The 14,434-nt window shown below is 70.0% G+C and carries 15 protein-coding genes and 1 pseudogene; 9 read left to right on the top strand and 7 right to left on the bottom strand.

Features of this window, described 5'->3' with window-relative positions; translation table 11 throughout:
- Positions 1-491 (bottom strand): annotated as a pseudogene (locus tag ACRDSK_RS24345) (A/G-specific adenine glycosylase); the annotation flags it as partial.
- A gap of 17 nt (positions 492-508) precedes the next feature.
- Positions 509-1,000, bottom strand: coding sequence for a beta-class carbonic anhydrase (locus ACRDSK_RS24350; RefSeq protein ID WP_431443562.1), 492 nt, complete (start codon positions 998-1,000; stop codon positions 509-511).
- 200 nt (positions 1,001-1,200) lie between these two features.
- Between ACRDSK_RS24350 and ACRDSK_RS24355 the strand changes: the two genes are divergently transcribed.
- On the top strand, positions 1,201-1,959 hold the full coding sequence (locus ACRDSK_RS24355) for a hypothetical protein (RefSeq protein WP_431443563.1): 759 nt from the start codon (positions 1,201-1,203) through the stop codon (positions 1,957-1,959).
- 163 nt (positions 1,960-2,122) lie between these two features.
- On the opposite strand, the gene ACRDSK_RS24360 is transcribed toward ACRDSK_RS24355, so the two are convergent.
- The gene (locus ACRDSK_RS24360) at positions 2,123-3,223 is read right to left on the bottom strand and encodes a LacI family DNA-binding transcriptional regulator (protein WP_431443564.1); all 1,101 of its coding nucleotides are present in this window, start codon (positions 3,221-3,223) and stop codon (positions 2,123-2,125) included.
- Positions 3,224-3,396: 173 nt separating this feature from the next.
- Between ACRDSK_RS24360 and ACRDSK_RS24365 the strand changes: the two genes are divergently transcribed.
- Genes ACRDSK_RS24365 through ACRDSK_RS24375 form a run of 3 tightly spaced genes read left to right on the top strand, consistent with a single transcriptional unit; the run spans position 3,397 to position 6,074 of the window.
- Positions 3,397-4,299, top strand: coding sequence for a metal ABC transporter solute-binding protein, Zn/Mn family (locus ACRDSK_RS24365; RefSeq protein WP_431443565.1), 903 nt, complete (start codon positions 3,397-3,399; stop codon positions 4,297-4,299).
- A 36-nt stretch (positions 4,300-4,335) separates the two neighbouring features.
- The gene (locus ACRDSK_RS24370) at positions 4,336-5,187 is read left to right on the top strand and encodes a metal ABC transporter ATP-binding protein (protein ID WP_431443576.1); all 852 of its coding nucleotides are present in this window, start codon (positions 4,336-4,338) and stop codon (positions 5,185-5,187) included.
- Positions 5,187-6,074 (top strand): metal ABC transporter permease, encoded by an 888-nt coding sequence (locus tag ACRDSK_RS24375; RefSeq protein ID WP_431443566.1) that lies wholly within the window; start codon positions 5,187-5,189, stop codon positions 6,072-6,074. Before ACRDSK_RS24370 ends, ACRDSK_RS24375 begins: the two co-directional genes overlap by 1 nt.
- Here ACRDSK_RS24375 and ACRDSK_RS24380 read toward each other — a convergent pair.
- A complete protein-coding gene (locus ACRDSK_RS24380; protein WP_431443567.1) occupies positions 6,037-7,260 on the bottom strand; it encodes a DUF445 domain-containing protein in 1,224 nt (407 codons plus the stop codon). The genes ACRDSK_RS24375 and ACRDSK_RS24380 overlap by 38 nt on opposite strands.
- 141 nt (positions 7,261-7,401) lie before the next feature.
- On the opposite strand from ACRDSK_RS24380, the gene ACRDSK_RS24385 reads away from it, so the two are divergent.
- From ACRDSK_RS24385 to ACRDSK_RS24405, 5 genes are read left to right on the top strand one after another with little or no spacing between them, the layout of a single operon-like run.
- Positions 7,402-8,247, top strand: coding sequence for a hypothetical protein (locus ACRDSK_RS24385; protein ID WP_431443568.1), 846 nt, complete (start codon positions 7,402-7,404; stop codon positions 8,245-8,247).
- A 12-nt stretch (positions 8,248-8,259) separates the two neighbouring features.
- On the top strand, positions 8,260-8,991 hold the full coding sequence (locus ACRDSK_RS24390) for a hypothetical protein (RefSeq protein ID WP_431443569.1): 732 nt from the start codon (positions 8,260-8,262) through the stop codon (positions 8,989-8,991).
- Positions 8,992-9,013: 22 nt separating this feature from the next.
- Complete coding sequence (locus ACRDSK_RS24395) at positions 9,014-9,691, top strand: DNA alkylation repair protein (protein WP_431443570.1); 678 nt, start codon at positions 9,014-9,016, stop codon at positions 9,689-9,691.
- Positions 9,691-10,698, top strand: coding sequence for an NAD-dependent epimerase/dehydratase family protein (locus ACRDSK_RS24400; RefSeq protein WP_431443571.1), 1,008 nt, complete (start codon positions 9,691-9,693; stop codon positions 10,696-10,698). The genes ACRDSK_RS24395 and ACRDSK_RS24400 overlap by 1 nt, the downstream gene beginning before the upstream one ends.
- Positions 10,699-10,722: 24 nt before the next feature.
- A complete protein-coding gene (locus tag ACRDSK_RS24405; protein WP_431443572.1) occupies positions 10,723-11,310 on the top strand; it encodes a GrpB family protein in 588 nt (195 codons plus the stop codon).
- On the opposite strand, the gene ACRDSK_RS24410 is transcribed toward ACRDSK_RS24405, so the two are convergent.
- From ACRDSK_RS24410 to rlmB, 3 genes are all read right to left on the bottom strand, one after another.
- Entirely contained in the window at positions 11,301-12,059 is a 759-nt protein-coding gene (locus ACRDSK_RS24410; RefSeq protein WP_431443573.1) for a pentapeptide repeat-containing protein, read from the bottom strand. The genes ACRDSK_RS24405 and ACRDSK_RS24410 overlap by 10 nt on opposite strands.
- 67 nt (positions 12,060-12,126) lie before the next feature.
- Entirely contained in the window at positions 12,127-13,560 is a 1,434-nt protein-coding gene (locus tag ACRDSK_RS24415) for an MBOAT family O-acyltransferase (RefSeq protein ID WP_431443574.1), read from the bottom strand.
- Positions 13,561-13,567: 7 nt separating this feature from the next.
- A partial coding sequence (gene rlmB / locus ACRDSK_RS24420; RefSeq protein ID WP_431443575.1) for a 23S rRNA (guanosine(2251)-2'-O)-methyltransferase RlmB occupies positions 13,568-14,434 on the bottom strand: 867 nt, incomplete at its 5' end.

The raw sequence follows: 14,434 nt of genomic DNA on the forward strand, positions 1-14,434 counted from the left end.
GTGGACGCCGGCCCGGCGTCGCCCGCGCCGTGCACGAAGCGGGCGATCACCCGGCGGACGTTGGTGTCGACGACCGGGCAGCGCCTGCGGTAGGCGAACGCGGCGACCGCCCGCGCGGTGTAGGCGCCGATCCCGGGCAGCGCGAGCAGAGTGTCTACATCGGACGGAACGACGTCGCCGTGGTCCCGGGCGATCGCGGTGGCGGCGTCACGCAGCCGCACCGCGCGGCGCGGGTAGCCGAGCTTTCCCCACGCTCGCAGCACATCGGCGGGCGTCGCGGCGGCGAGGTCGGACGGGCGCGGCCAGCGGGCCAGCCAGTCCAGCCAGGCTGGCTCCACGCGGGCGACCGGGGTCTGCTGCAGCATGATCTCGCTGACCAGTACGCCCCACGCCGAGCAGTCCGGCGCGCGCCAGGGCAGGTCGCGGGCATTCTCGGCGAACCAGTCGGTCAGGGCATTCGCGTCGAGACTCCGTGTCGCTGGCTCACTCATTGCCGGCAGATGCTAGTTCAGAAGACCTCGGTCAGCTCGGCGGTCCGCACGTCGTAGATGACGCCGCGGACGATGTCGGTGTGCGGCAGGAACGGGCTGCGCTTCACGCGCTCGACCGACTGCCGGACGCTGTCCTTGACCTCGCGGAACGTCTCGATCGCCCACGGCGGACGCAGCCGCGTCTCCTCCTCGACCTCGTCCTTGAACTCGTCGTCGGTGAAGGTCGACAGGCCGCACGAGGTGTGCTGCATGACGATGACCTCGCGGGTGCCGAGCTTGCGCTGGCTGATGGCGAGCGAGCGGATGATGTCGTCGGTGACGATGCCGCCGGCGTTGCGCAGGATGTGCACCTCGCCGTGGCGCAGGCCGAACACGTCGAACACCTTGATCCGGGCGTCCATGCAGGTCACCACCGCGAGGTGGAGGCTCGGCACGGGGGTCGGCACCTCGGGCGCGCCGTGGTCCACACCGGATGCGTGCCGTTCGAGTAGGTCGTCGATCGCGGTCATGTCCACTCCTGGCCGCCGGGCTTTCCTGGACTCTGCGTCGGTCCGCTGGACTACTGGTCGATTACCCATTGGAGCAACTGTCAAGCCTGCCGGCAATATGGCATCGGTAACTCGACGCAGCCAGCCGACCTGCGGATATCCCCCGATCGAGGGTGGGGTAGATCCACGCCGCAACGCAGTCGCGGCGTTACGGTCGGTGAATGCTCGAACCAACTGGTCCGCTCTCGCCATCGGTCTACTGGCGTCGCCGGGCGCTCGCCGGCGGCGTGTGCGTCGTCGCCGTCGTGCTGCTGGCGTGGATCATCGGTGGCCTGGTCGGCTCGGCCGACGACCACCCGGTGCAGGGCACCGTCGGCGCGCGGAACCTCGTCGTCGCGGCGCCGAGCTCGCCGGCGCAGTCGAGTCGCGCGGCGTCCGCGTCGGCCTCGGCGTCCGCTTCCTCGACGGCCCGGACCGCGGAACCGACGGCGCCCGGATCGCCCCCGACGGAACACTCGGCGAACCAGCCGACCGGCCGCCCGGTCCCGACCTCCCGCCCGGCGCCGATGCCAACCGCCCCGCCGAAGCGCTGCGCGGACAAGGCGCTCAGGGTCGTCGCGCAGCCGGGTGCCCAGTCCTACCGGGTGGGGGAGCGTCCGCTGCTGCGCCTGATGGTGGTGAACACCGGCGACGTCCCGTGCACCCGCGACGTGAGCCGTCAGCTGCGCGAGCTGGTGATCACGACGGCGAACGGCGGCAAGCGGCTGTGGTCGAGCAACGACTGCTTCGCCCCGGCCGGCGTCGACAAGCGCACCCTGCGCCCGGCCGAGACCCTGCGGTTCTCGCTGAACTGGGCCGGCCGCACGTCGGCTCCCGGCTGCCCCGTCGACCGCACGACCGTCGAGGCCGGCCGGTACCGGGTGATCGGCAAGCTCGGCGAGCTGACCGGACCCCCGGCCACACTCACGATGACCCGCTGACCTGCCACGGTCCATCGCCACGTCCAGCTGGTCGGTCGCGCGGCCGCCTCGGGCTGCCGCCCGAACGATGGCTCCGGACAGCCGAAAGAGATCGTGGTGCGGATTCCCGAGGTGTGAACCGCCGGCCTGTTGAGGAGCTCTGGGCGGTCGCGGTGGGTGAGAACTACGGGCCGAACCAGCGTTCTTCGGTGGTGCGCGGCGGGGCCGACGTCTTGCCCAGCACGAGTTCCGTGTCCAGCATGATGTGCCGCGGCCGGGTGTGGTCCGAGGAGGCCAGTAGCAGCTTGCCCGCCGCCCGGCCCTTCTCCAGGACCGGTTGCCGGATGGTCGTCAGGCCCTGCCGCTCCGCCTCCGTGATGCCGTCGAAGCCGGTCACCGTCAGGTCCTGCGGCACCCGCAGCCCGCGCCGCCGCGCCTCCGTCAGCGCGCCCAGCGCGAGGATGTCCGACGTGCAGATGATCGCGGTGACCTCGGGGCTCGCGTCGAGCAGCTGCGCGGCGGCCGACTCGCCGTTGGTCGTGCTGTGGTCGAAGCGCTCCACCACGGGCACCCGCGACCAGTCCACGCCGGCCGTCTCGAACGCGTCCGCCAGCGCGGCCAGCCGGGCCCGCTGCACGTGGAAGTGCGCCGTCCGCTGGCGCGGCACCGAGGCGAACCCGTCGTTGCGGTCGCGCGCGAGCCGCATGCACACCACGCCGACGTTGCGGTGCCCCAGCTCGATCAGCCGACCGGCCAGCTGCGCGATCGCCGCGTGGTCGTCTATCCCGACCAAGTCCACGCCGTCCACCCGCGGCTGGTCGCACACCACGGTCGGCACCGGTCGGGACAGCACCGCGGCGAGGTGCGGGTCGTCGTCGGGCACCGAGTAGACGATGAACCCGTCGACTCCGGCGCTGTGCACCGCGGTCACGTCCTCTCGCTCCGGGTTCACCGGAACGAGGTGCAGGCCCTGCCCCGCCCCTTCGCACGCGAGCGCCAGCCCCTCCAGGAAGCCGAGCGCCGCCGGGTCGCGGAACGCGTAGGACAGGTTCTCGGTCAGCAGCAGGCCGACCGCGCCCGCCTTGCGCGTACGCAGCGAGCGCGCCACCGGGTCCGGCCCGGGATAGCCCAGCCTGCGCGCGGTCTCGAGCACCCGCCTGCGTAGTTCGGGGGACAGCTGATCGGGCCGGTTGTAGGCGTTGGACACGGTCGTCCGTGACACGCCGAGCTCCGCGGCCAGCGACGCCAGCGTCGCCGGTCGACGAACATGCATTGGCCGGGCCATGTGCTGACCGTAACGGTTCAGAAGCATGAGCAGAAGTCCATCCGCGTGCCCTGGCGTCACCGATCGGGTGACTCTCTGGTTCCCCCGCTCGCGGTACCGGTAGCCCCAGGAACGTCTGTAGAGTCGGCGGAGCGTAGTCGAAAACGGTTCCCATTATCTATAGTGAGGCACGCATGAGTCGACTGTCACTGACCGTCCCGGTTCTCGTCGGTGCTGCTCTGCTGACACTCGCCGGCTGTGGCGACGACGGCGGCGGCTCGGCCGCGGCCGACGGGAAGGTCGCCGTGGTGGCGTCCACGAACGTGTGGGGCAGCGTCGTCCGGGCCGTGGGCGGCGACGAGGTGAGCGTCGAGTCGCTGATCGACGACGCGGCCGGCGACCCGCATGCCCACCCGGACAAGCCAGAGGACGCCGCCGCGCTGGCCGACGCGGACCTGGCCGTCTACAACGGCGGCGGCTACGACGAGTTCTTCACCAAGCTGGCCGACTCGACCGGTGCGGACCTGAGGAGGATCGACGCCTTCGCGGTGTCCGGCCTCCCCGACGGCGAGAACGAGCACGTCTGGTACGACCTGCCGACCGTCAGGAAGGTCGCCGACGAGACCGCCGCGCAGCTGGCCGCCATCGACCCCGCGCACAAGGACGTCTTCGCCGCCAACGCCGACCGGTTCGGCGCGCGGCTCGACGACCTCGCGGCGAAGGCCGAGCAGGTCGGCCGGTCGAAGCCGGGTGCGAAGGTCGTCGCCACCGAGCCGGTCGCGCACTACCTGCTCGAGGCCGCCGGGCTGACCGACGCCACGCCGGCGGAGTTCTCCGAGGCCGTCGAGGAGGAGACCGACCCTCCGGTGGCCGCCGTCGTGCGGACCACCGACCTGATCACGGACAAGCAGGTGGTCGCGCTGGTCAACAACGCGCAGACCGAGACCGCGATCACCGACTCGCTCACCGACGCCGCGAAGACGGCGGGCGTGCCGGTCGTGACCGTCACCGAGACTCTGCCGGAGGGCGTGACGGACTACGTTGAGTGGATGACGAAGCAGCTGGACGCCCTCGCGGCCGCGCTGTCCAAGGCGTGAGTCGCCGTGACCGTCGACCGGGACGCGGCGTCTGACGTGGCCGAACGGTCCGCGCCGGGCGCGGGCGTGATCTCCCTGCGCGCCGCGACGCTGAGTTACGGCAGCCGGGTCCTGTGGGAGGGCCTCGACCTGGATGTCGCGCCCGGCGAGTTCGTCGTCGTGCTCGGGCCGAACGGATCCGGCAAGACCAGCCTGATGCGGGTGCTGCTGGGGCTGGTCTCGCTGAGCTCGGGCACCGCGCGGGTCGTCGGCGGTCAGCCCGGCCGCGGCAACCGGCGCATCGGCTACGTCCCGCAGCAACGCGCGATGGCCGAGAGCCTGACGCTGCGCGGCCGTGACCTCGTCGGCCTCGGTCTCGACGGGCACCGGTGGGGGATCGGGCTGCGCGGCATGCGGGCCCGGCGGGCGCGGGTGGACGAGGTGCTGGCGGCGGTCGGCGCCGGCGAGTTCGCCGACGCCCCGGTCGGCCGGCTCTCCGGCGGCGAGCAGCAGCGGCTGCGGGTGGCGCAGGCGTTGATCAGCGATCCCGAGGTGCTGCTGTGCGACGAGCCGTTGCTGTCGCTGGACCTCGCGAACCAGCAGATCGTCAGCTCGCTGATCGACGAGCGCCGGCGGGAGTCGAACACCGCGGTGCTGTTCGTGACGCACGAGATCAACCCGGTGCTGCCGCTGGTGGACCGGGTGCTGTACCTAGTGGACGGTCGGTTCCGGATCGGCCGGCCGGACGAGGTGATGACCACGCGGACGCTGTCGGAGCTGTACCGCGCGCCGGTCGACGTCGTCCGGGTGCAGGGGCAGATCCATGTGGTCGGCGCGCAGAGTGGCCTGTGTGAGGACCAGCCGCACCATCACCTGCACGATCATTTGCACGGCGAGGACCGCGTCTGATGGACAAGCTGTTCGACTTCGAGCTGACCGGTGAGCTGCTGGCGTTCGACTTCGTGCGGACCGCGTTGCTGGCGGCGGCGATCCTGGGCCTGCTCGCCGGGGTGCTCGGGCCGCTGATCGTGAGTCGCAACATGGCGTTCGCGGTGCACGGGACGAGCGAGTTGTCGTTCACCGGCGGCGCGGCGGCGCTGCTGCTGGGCGTCAACGTCGGCCACGGCGCGCTGGCCGGCGCCATCGTGGCGGCGCTGGTGCTGGGGCTGCTGTCGCGGCGCAGCTCCGAGCACGACTCGGTGATCGGCGCGGTGCTGGCGTTCGGGCTCGGTGTGGGCGTGCTGCTGCTGTGGTTCTACCCGGGGCGAGCGTCGAACAAGTTCGGGCTGCTGGTCGGGCAGATCGTGAGCGTGGACTTCGCGTCGCTGGCGCTGCTCGGCGGGTGCGCGGTGGCGGTCTTCCTGGTGCTGCTGGCGATCTACCGGCCGCTGCTGTTCGCGTCGGTCGACCCGGAGGTGGCGCGGGCGCGTGGCGTGCCGACCGGGCTGCTGTCGCCGGTGTTCGCGGTGCTCGTCGGCGTCGCGACGGCGTTGGGCGTGCAGACGGTCGGCGCGCTCCTGGTGCTGGCGTTGATGATCACGCCGGCCGCCGCGGCCTGCCGGCTCACCGCGAACCCCTTGCGCGCCACCGTGCTCGCGATCGTGTTCGCGGAGGCGTCGGCGGTGGGCGGGATCGTGTTGTCGCTCGCGCCGGGCGCACCGGTGAGCGCGTTCGTCACGGCGATCTCGTTCTGTATCTATCTGGTGTGCTGGGTGCTGTCGCTGGTGCGCGAGCGGGGCGGGCGGCGGCGCGGCGTGCCTAGTGCAGCAGTAGCAACACCTGCAGTTCTCCGATGAGCGCGCCGATGACCGCTCCGACGGCGATGAGCTTCCACTCGTCCTGACGGAATGCGGGGCGCAGCAGGCCCTCGTACTCGATGCGGGTGAGCCGGCGCATGCGGGTGGCGATGGTGTCGCGGATGTCGAGGGCCGCGGTGGCGTAGTCCTTCGCGTGCAGGATCGTGTCGGGCAGGTAACGAACCGCGCGGTCGGCGGCGGCCCGCTTCAGCTCGCCGAAGGCCTTGGTACCGACCGCGACGGCGATGACCGGCCGAACGGCCGCGGCCTGCTCGTCGATCGTCTCCTCGACGGCGCGGCGGATCATGCCGAGCAGCCGGTCGGCGCGCGGGCCGCGGAGTACGGCGTCGAGGAGGTTGGGCACGGTCATCACCTCACGGGCGACGATCGCGGCGTACTGCTTGGCGACCTCGTCCCGCCGGCGCTGGAACACGCCGTGCAGCGTGATCGGCCCGATTCGCCTGGGGCGGCGGGGAAAGAAGACGAGCTTGATGGCCAGCCAGTCGGTGAACCACCCGATGAGGGCGCCGAACAGGGGCAGTACCAACGGGTTCTTGGTGACCGCCCAGACGACCGTCTGGATGAGACCGAGGAAGAGTCCGAAGTAGACGCCGCAGCGCGCGATGAAGGCCATCTCCGGCCGGGAGATGTCCCGGGTGAGCCCGACGAGCAGAACCTTGTCGCGGGTCAGGGCGTCGACGGCGACCTGCCGGATGTCGAGCACCTCGCCGATGTGCTCCTGGATCTCCGCCATGATCCGCTTGACGAGCAGCGGCGAGGAGGCCTGCACCTGCTTGACGATCAGGTCCCGGGCGAACGGCGGCAGGAGGTCCCAGAGCCCGGACTGGTAGCGCGCCATGACGTCCCGGGTGATCTCGTCGACGGCGACGAGCAGCGGCCCCTCGATCTCCTTGGCCAGCCGGTCCGAGTCCAGCCTGCGAAATATCTCGTCCGGGTCAACCAGTCGCCTGGTGAGCAGGTCGGCCGAGATCCGGATCATCCGCTCCGAGTGGCGCGGCACCACGCCCTGCCACCCGAGCCACGGCTCCTTGATGCCGACGAACCGCATGGGCCGAAACATCATCTCGATGGCGGCCCGCTTGGTGAGGTACCCGATGACGGCGGCGATGACCGGCATGGACAGGTAGACCTGCCAGTGCGCGGCGAAGTCGCCGAAGATCGACATCGGACTGGGTTGCCTTTCGAGTCGGGTCAGGGCGCAGTCTCACCTGCGATGGTCGTGACAGCAACTTCGTGCCGTCGATCACCCGACACCGGTGGCTGTGGGAAACTGGGAGGCCGTTTATCGACAGCGAATGACATGGACATGGGGGGCGCCGTGCCGGGCAAGCTGCGCCGTCGTGTCGAGCGGCTGGGCCTGGCGACGATCGCCATCCTCGGCATCGCGGTGCTCGGTGCGGACACGCTCGGCTGGCTCGACCGCTTGGCGGACGGCGACGCGATCCCGAAGATCACTCTGCTCATGCTGAGCACGGTCACGATCTTCCTGCTGCTCGAGGTCGAACGGTTCCAGACCCTGGACAAGATCGAGGCGTCGCTCGCGAACCTCGACATCCAAGGCATCGCACAGACGTTGCGGCGCGAGCACTACGCCGGTCTGGTCAAGGTGCACCGGCGTTTTCTCGACACCGATTTCAGCAGCTACCTCGGCCGCGCGAAACACGTGACGATCCTGAACACGTGGATTCCCAACCTCCAGCTGCTCAGGTCGGACCTGGAGGCGGCGCTCAACCGGCGCGCCGAGGTCCGGATCCTGCTGCTGCACCCGAGGTCGATGGTCACCGGCCTGCGTGAGCAGGCGCTGCGCGAGCGCGGGGTCACCGAGATCGACGAGCCCGTGCGCGACGGCATCGAGCGCTGCCTGACGATCCTCGAGGCGATGTGCCGGCAGCTCGACGCGCGGCGGCGGAGCAAGCTCAAGGTCCGAGTCTTCAACTCGCTGCCGTCGGTGTCGGTGTACCGAGCCGATGATCATTACCTCGTCAGCATGTTCCTGCACGGCCAGCTGGCGATCGACTCGCCGCAGTTCGAGATCGAGGGCGCGGACACCGTTCTGGGCCGGCAGATCCAGACGGAGCTCGACACGCTCTGGGAGATCGGCCACGACGTCGACCTGACCAACTGGACACGCTCGATCGAAATAGACATCTAGGAGGTGCTCGTGATGAAGGAGTTGGACCACTTCGAGGACGAGCTCATCGAGAGATTCCGGCAGCACCCGGTGTTCCGCGACGTCGACCGCATGTCCGAGGACGCGTTTCACGACATCCTGCTGCAGCGCCGCTTCCTGTCGCACACGTTCACCACGGTGTACGACCTCGCGATCGACCTGCTGACCGATGAGCGGGCCGTGCGGATCGCGCGGGTGATCATTCGCGAGGAGTACCCCGACGACAAGAGCTCCGGCCCGCCGCCGTCACACCGCGAGGACATGAAGACGGACATCCTCCAGCTGGGCGTCCCGTGGCGAAGGTTCGTCGAGAGCCGCCCGTCCGCGGCCACCGGCCAGGTGATCAGCGACGTGTTCGCGTTGATCCTGGATGCGGCCACCGGTGACCACGCCAACACGAAACTGGTGACGATCCTCCGCTTCTGGGGCGAGATCCTGGTGTCGGTCGAGTACAACGAGCTGTGGCGGCGGATGGAGAAGCACCTTCTCGTCAACGGCGAGAACCGCTCGCTGTTCTACTACCCGCACCTCAAGCACGACGCGAAGACTCGTCCGCTGGCCGAGGCGTCCCCGCTGTCGCTCACTCACTCCGACCAGCTGGGCGTACGCCTGTCCCAGCTCATCAGCGCCACGCCCGACACGTGGGAGAGCTTCAAGGCGGTCGAGTCGGCCGTGTTCGAGTACAAGACCAGGTTCTACGATCAGTTCCTCCCGGCACTCTCGTGACCATGGTGGACAGGAGGCTGAGATGACCCTCGCCGATACGGCGCTGACCGAGGTGATGGCCGAGCTGGCCGCGCTCGAGGATCCGAAGATCCGCGAGATGAACGAGAAGCACGGCGACGATCACGGGGTGAACCTCGGCAAGCTGCGCGCTGTCGCGAAGCGGTTGAAGACGCAGCACGAGTTCGCGCGCCGGCTGTGGGAGACGGGCGACACCGCGGCACGACTGCTGGCGCTGCTGATCTGCCGCCCGAAGGCGTTCGAGCGCGACGAGCTGGATGTCATGCTGCGCGACGCGCGCACTCCCAAGGTGCACGACTGGCTCGTGAACTACGTGGTGAAGAAGAACCGGCACTGCGAGGACCTGCGCCTGGCCTGGTCCGCCGATCCGGATCCGGTGGTCGCCAGTGCCGGCTGGGCGCTGACCACCGAGCGCGTGGCCAAGCAGCCCGAGGGCCTCGACCTGGTGGGCCTGCTGGACGTCATCGAGGCGGAGATGAAGGACGCCCCGGACCGCCTCCAGTGGGCGATGAACCACTGCCTGGCTCAGATCGGGATCGACAACCCGTCGCTGCGCGCACGGGCGATCGACATCGGCGAGCGCCTCGAGGTCCTCAAGGACTATCCGACTCCGCCGAACTGCACGTCTCCGTTCGCGCCCATCTGGATCACCGAGATCGTGCGCCGCCAGCAGTTGACGTGATGCCTCGCGCCGTGATTCTCGGCGGCACCGGCCTGATCGGCCGTGCCGCGGCGCGCCGGTTGCTGGCAGCTGGTTGGGACGTGACCGCGGTCGGCCGAGACCGTTCTCGGATGCCCGACGATGTCGTGGCGGCGGGCGGCCGGTTCGTCGCCGCGGACCGCAACGGCGAGCTCGCCGCGGCGCTGGGCGGGGGAGCCGACCTGCTGGTCGACTGCCTGTGTTTCACCGCGGCGCACGCGCGGGACCTCCTGCCGCTACTGGCCGACGTCGGTTCCACGGTGATGATCTCCACGAAAGCGGTTTACGTCGATGCCGCGGGAAACCACGTGAACTCGGCCGCCGCCCCGAACTTCGACGGCCCGATCCACGAATCGCAGCCGACCATGGCTCCGCGCGAGGACGTCGAACACCTCAGCGCCGAGGGCTATGGCGCGAACAAGGTCGCCGCCGAGCGTGTGCTGCTGGACAGCGGGCATCCGGTGACAGTCCTGCGCCCGTCCCGGGTACACGGCGTCGGCACGTCGAAGCCCGACGAGTGGGTGTTCGTCAAGCGCGTGCTCGATGGGCGCCGGGTCGTCGTCCTGTCCCGCGGCGGCCGCGGCGTCGACCAGACGAGCGCGGCGGCCAACATCGCCGCGTTGATCGAGGTCGTCGCTCAGCATCCCGGCCCGCGAGTTCTCAACAGTGCGGACCCCGACGCGCCCAACGCCTTGGAGATCTCGAGGATCGTCGCCGCGCATCTCGGCCACCGTTGGCAGGAGGTGCTCCTCGACGAACACGCGCCCGGGGGACTTGGCCGGCATCCCTGGGATCGGGTACCGCCGATCCGCCTGGACATGACCGCGGCCCGACAACTGGGCTACCAACCGGCCGGCGACTACGCCGCCACCGTGGCCGCCGAGCTGGACTGGCTGACCGCCGCCACCGAGCTACCGCCGAACTTCGACCACGACTACTTCACACCGATGCTCGACTACGCCGCCGAGGACGACTACCTGAACTCGTGAGCACTCACTACTACGTTGAGGCGTGTGCCCACCTTCGAGGAGATCACTCGACACGACGACTCCGACCCGTCCGAGAACCCGTGGTTGAACGGACCGCCACCACCGGAGACGGTCGCGATCGTTGACTACAAGCCAGAGTGGCCGCGCCGCTACGAGAACGCGGCGGCGGAGATCCGCGCCGCGTTGGGCGAGGTGGTGCTGGGCCTCGAGCACATCGGTTCGACCTCGGTCGAGGGGCTTGCCGCCAAGGACGTCATCGACATCGACCTGACGGTGGCCGACCCTCGCGACGAGGACGGGTACGTCCCACCGCTCGCCCGGATCGGCTACACGCTCCTCGCCCGGGAGCCGTCCTGGCACGAGCACCGGCTCCTGAGGCTGGCCGAGCCTCGGGTGAACCTGCACGTGTTCGGCCCGGACTCCCCGGAGCTCATCCGCCACCGCATGTTCCGCGACTGGCTGCGCGCCCACCCCGAGGACCGCGCCCGGTACGAAGAAGCGAAACGGTCGGCGATCCCAGGAGGCGGGCACGTCATGGACTACAACGCGCGCAAGCAGGAGACCGTCCGCGAGATCTACGACCGACTCTTCCGCGCGGCCGGCTACCGGTAGTGCGCGGGTCGGGCGAGCCTGTCCGGCAGGCGCGTAGCCGCGTCACCGTTGGCGGAGTTGACCTGGTCCTGGATGAGGAACAGAGACGTGGACAGGTCGGCGCCCGCGAGGTTCGTGTCGTGCAGCTCGGCACCGAGCAGGTCGGCGAGGCGCAGGTCGGCGCCGGAGAGATTGGCGCCGGACAGGTACGCGCCGCGCATGCCGGCCCGCCGGAGGTCCTGTCCGGAGAGGTCGCGACCGATGAAGAGGGCGTCCCGGTATGCCTGGTCCGAGCCGCGGACGGTGGCGGAGGCACGCAGGAGAAGCTCGCCCACCAGCTCACGATGCGGGCCGATCTCCAGGTCGGCGGTCACGTTCGAGGCGAGCTCCTCGGTGGCCTCGATCGCCCGCTCGGCCTCCTCCCGCATGGCCGGCACCGTGGCGACGACCTCGGTGAGGTACCAGAGCATCTCGTGCAGGCTCCGCAACACCGGGAACGCGCCGAGCATCTCCGGGGCGGCCCGCCAGTCCTGCCCGCCGAACATCTCGTGCACGATCCGCTGCCCGGCGCCGAAGCAGTCGTAGATCGTGCAGCCCTTGAAACCCTTCTCCCGCAAGGAGTCGTGGATCCCGCAGAAGTGGTCGGCGCGCTGGTGCGGACACTGCTGACCGGCCGGCTTGGTGATCGCGAAGTGAGCGGACTTCTTGAACTTGAGCGAGACACAGCACAACCCGACACAGTTGGCGCAGTCCGCGCGCAGCTCGACCATCCGGCCAGGATAGGCATCCGGGAGCGGGTACCGGTGGGAACCGGCTGAACGGACCGAGATCAGGCCCTCAGAACTGGTAGTACAGGAACGGGCTGAAGGTGCCCGCCGCCGTGAGGATGGCCGCGTAGAGCAGGCCCACCGTCATCACGCCGACTCTCATGATCGTCGCCGTTCGGGTGGGGGAGGACTCCAGCAGTGGGCCGGTGACCGGATGGGCCGGGAGGAACGCGATCGCCAGTGCGGCCAGCATGATGACCAGCCGCTGGTTCGTGAACGCCTCCGCGACGACGTCGGTCAGCCCGTCGAACGTCGGCAGCAGCATGTTGCCGATGATCGTCAGCGCCTGCGCCATGTCCGTCGAGCGGAAGATGACCCAGCCGAAGATCACCAGGAGGAACGTCAGCGCCCGGCGGGCCAGCAGGCCGCCGCGCGTAGCGGGCGCCTGGTCGAGTCCGAAGCCGCGTTCGATGATCAGTAGGGCGCCGTGGTAGAGGCCCCACACCAGGAACGTCCACTCCGCGCCGTGCCAGAAGCCCGTCAGCACGAAGACGACGCACAGGTTGCGATACGTCCGGGCGCCGCCGTGACGGTTGCCGCCCAGCGGGATGTAGACGTAGTCCCGGAACCACCTCGACAGTGACATGTGCCAGCGTCGCCAGAACTCCGTGATCGTCACCGACGAGTACGGGCGGGCGAAGTTCTCCGGCAGCCGGAACCCCAGCATCCGGCCCAGCCCGATCGCCATGTCCGAGTAGCCCGAGAAGTCGAAGTACAGCTGCAGCGTGTACGCCAGTGCCCCCACCCACGCCACCGCGAACGTCATCTCGTCGTTCGGCGTCGAGAAGCACGCGTCGACGAGCGGCGACAGCGAGTCCGCGATGATGACCTTCTTGCACAGCCCGAGCGCGAACCGCGGGAACCCCGCCGCGATGTCGTCCAGCCGGTGCGTGCGCTCCTGCGGCAGCTGGTCCGCGATCTCCCGGTACCGCACGATCGGGCCCGCGATCAGCTGCGGGAACATCGTTATGTACGTCGCGTACGACACCGGCCGGCGCAGCGCCGGCCGCTCGCCTCGATAGATGTCCACGACGTAGGAGATGTTGTGGAACGTGTAGAACGAGATCCCGATCGGCAGCACCAGGTGCGTCACCGGGAAGTCACCGCCGAGCAGCTGCGCGAACCCGTTCAGCTGCTCGGTCAGGAACCCCGCGTACTTCCAGACGACCAGCACCGCCACGTCGAAGACGATCACGCCGATCAGCAGCAACCGCTTGCGCCGCTCTGCCAGCGCCCACTCGTCCGGCTCCAGCGCCTGTCCCGCGAAGTAGTTCACCACCATCGCGACCAGCAGCAGGATCACCGACGGGCCCGCGCCGACCGTGTAGAAGATCAGGCTCGCGATCGCGATGATGCCGTTGCGCCAGCTGCGCGGGCATAACAGCACCAGCCCCAACACGATGGGCGTGAAGATCCACAGGAAGAGCGGGCTGGCAAAGGACATGGCCGGCCTACGTGCGGCCCGCGGCCCGGCGTCGCCGGGCTACCTCCGCCAGTACGACACCGGCGGCGACCGACGCGTTCAGCGACTCCACCCCGGCCGCCATGGGAATCGACACCGTCTCGTCGCACGCCTCGCGCACCAGCCGGGACAGCCCGCGTCCCTCCGAGCCCACCACGACGACCAGCGGCGAGGTCGCGAGCTTCAGCTCGTCGACGGTGGCCGTGCCGTCCGCGTCCAGGCCGACGATCATCATCCCGGCCTCGGCGTACGCCCGCAGCGTCCGCGTGAGGTTCGTGGCCACCGCCACCGGGATCTTCGCCGCGGTACCCGCCGACGTCCGCCACGCCACCGCGGTCACGCCGGCGCTGCGCCGCTGCGGCAGCAGCACCCCGTCCGCCCCGAACGCCGCCGCCGAGCGGATCACCGCGCCCAGGTTCCGCGGGTCGGTCACGCCGTCCAGCGCGACCAGCAGCGGCGGCTCGGTCGACTCGGTGGCCGCGGCGAGCAGGTCGTCCGGGTGCGCGTACTCGAACGGCGGCATCTGCAGCGACAAGCCCTGGTGCAGCGCGCCACCGGTCAGCTTGTCCAGCTCCGGCTTCGCCACCTCGAGCACCGAGATCCCGCGGTCGGCCGCGAGCCGCACGGCCTCGGTCACCCGATCGTCGGCGTCGACCCCGAGCTGCACGTACAGCGCGGTCGCGGGCACCGCCGCGCGCAGGCACTCCACCACCGGGTTGCGGCCGGCCACCAGCTCCGCGACCGGCTTGTCCTTGGACCGGCGCTGGGCGGCCTTCGCGGCGGCCGTGGCCCGGCGCTGCGCCGGGTGCCCAGGCCGCATGGTCGCGCGCGGTGTCGGGCCCTTGCCCTCCAGGCC

Origin of the sequence: Actinophytocola sp., from assembly GCF_050699915.1 — a bacterium.
Classification (GTDB): domain Bacteria; phylum Actinomycetota; class Actinomycetes; order Mycobacteriales; family Pseudonocardiaceae; genus Actinophytocola.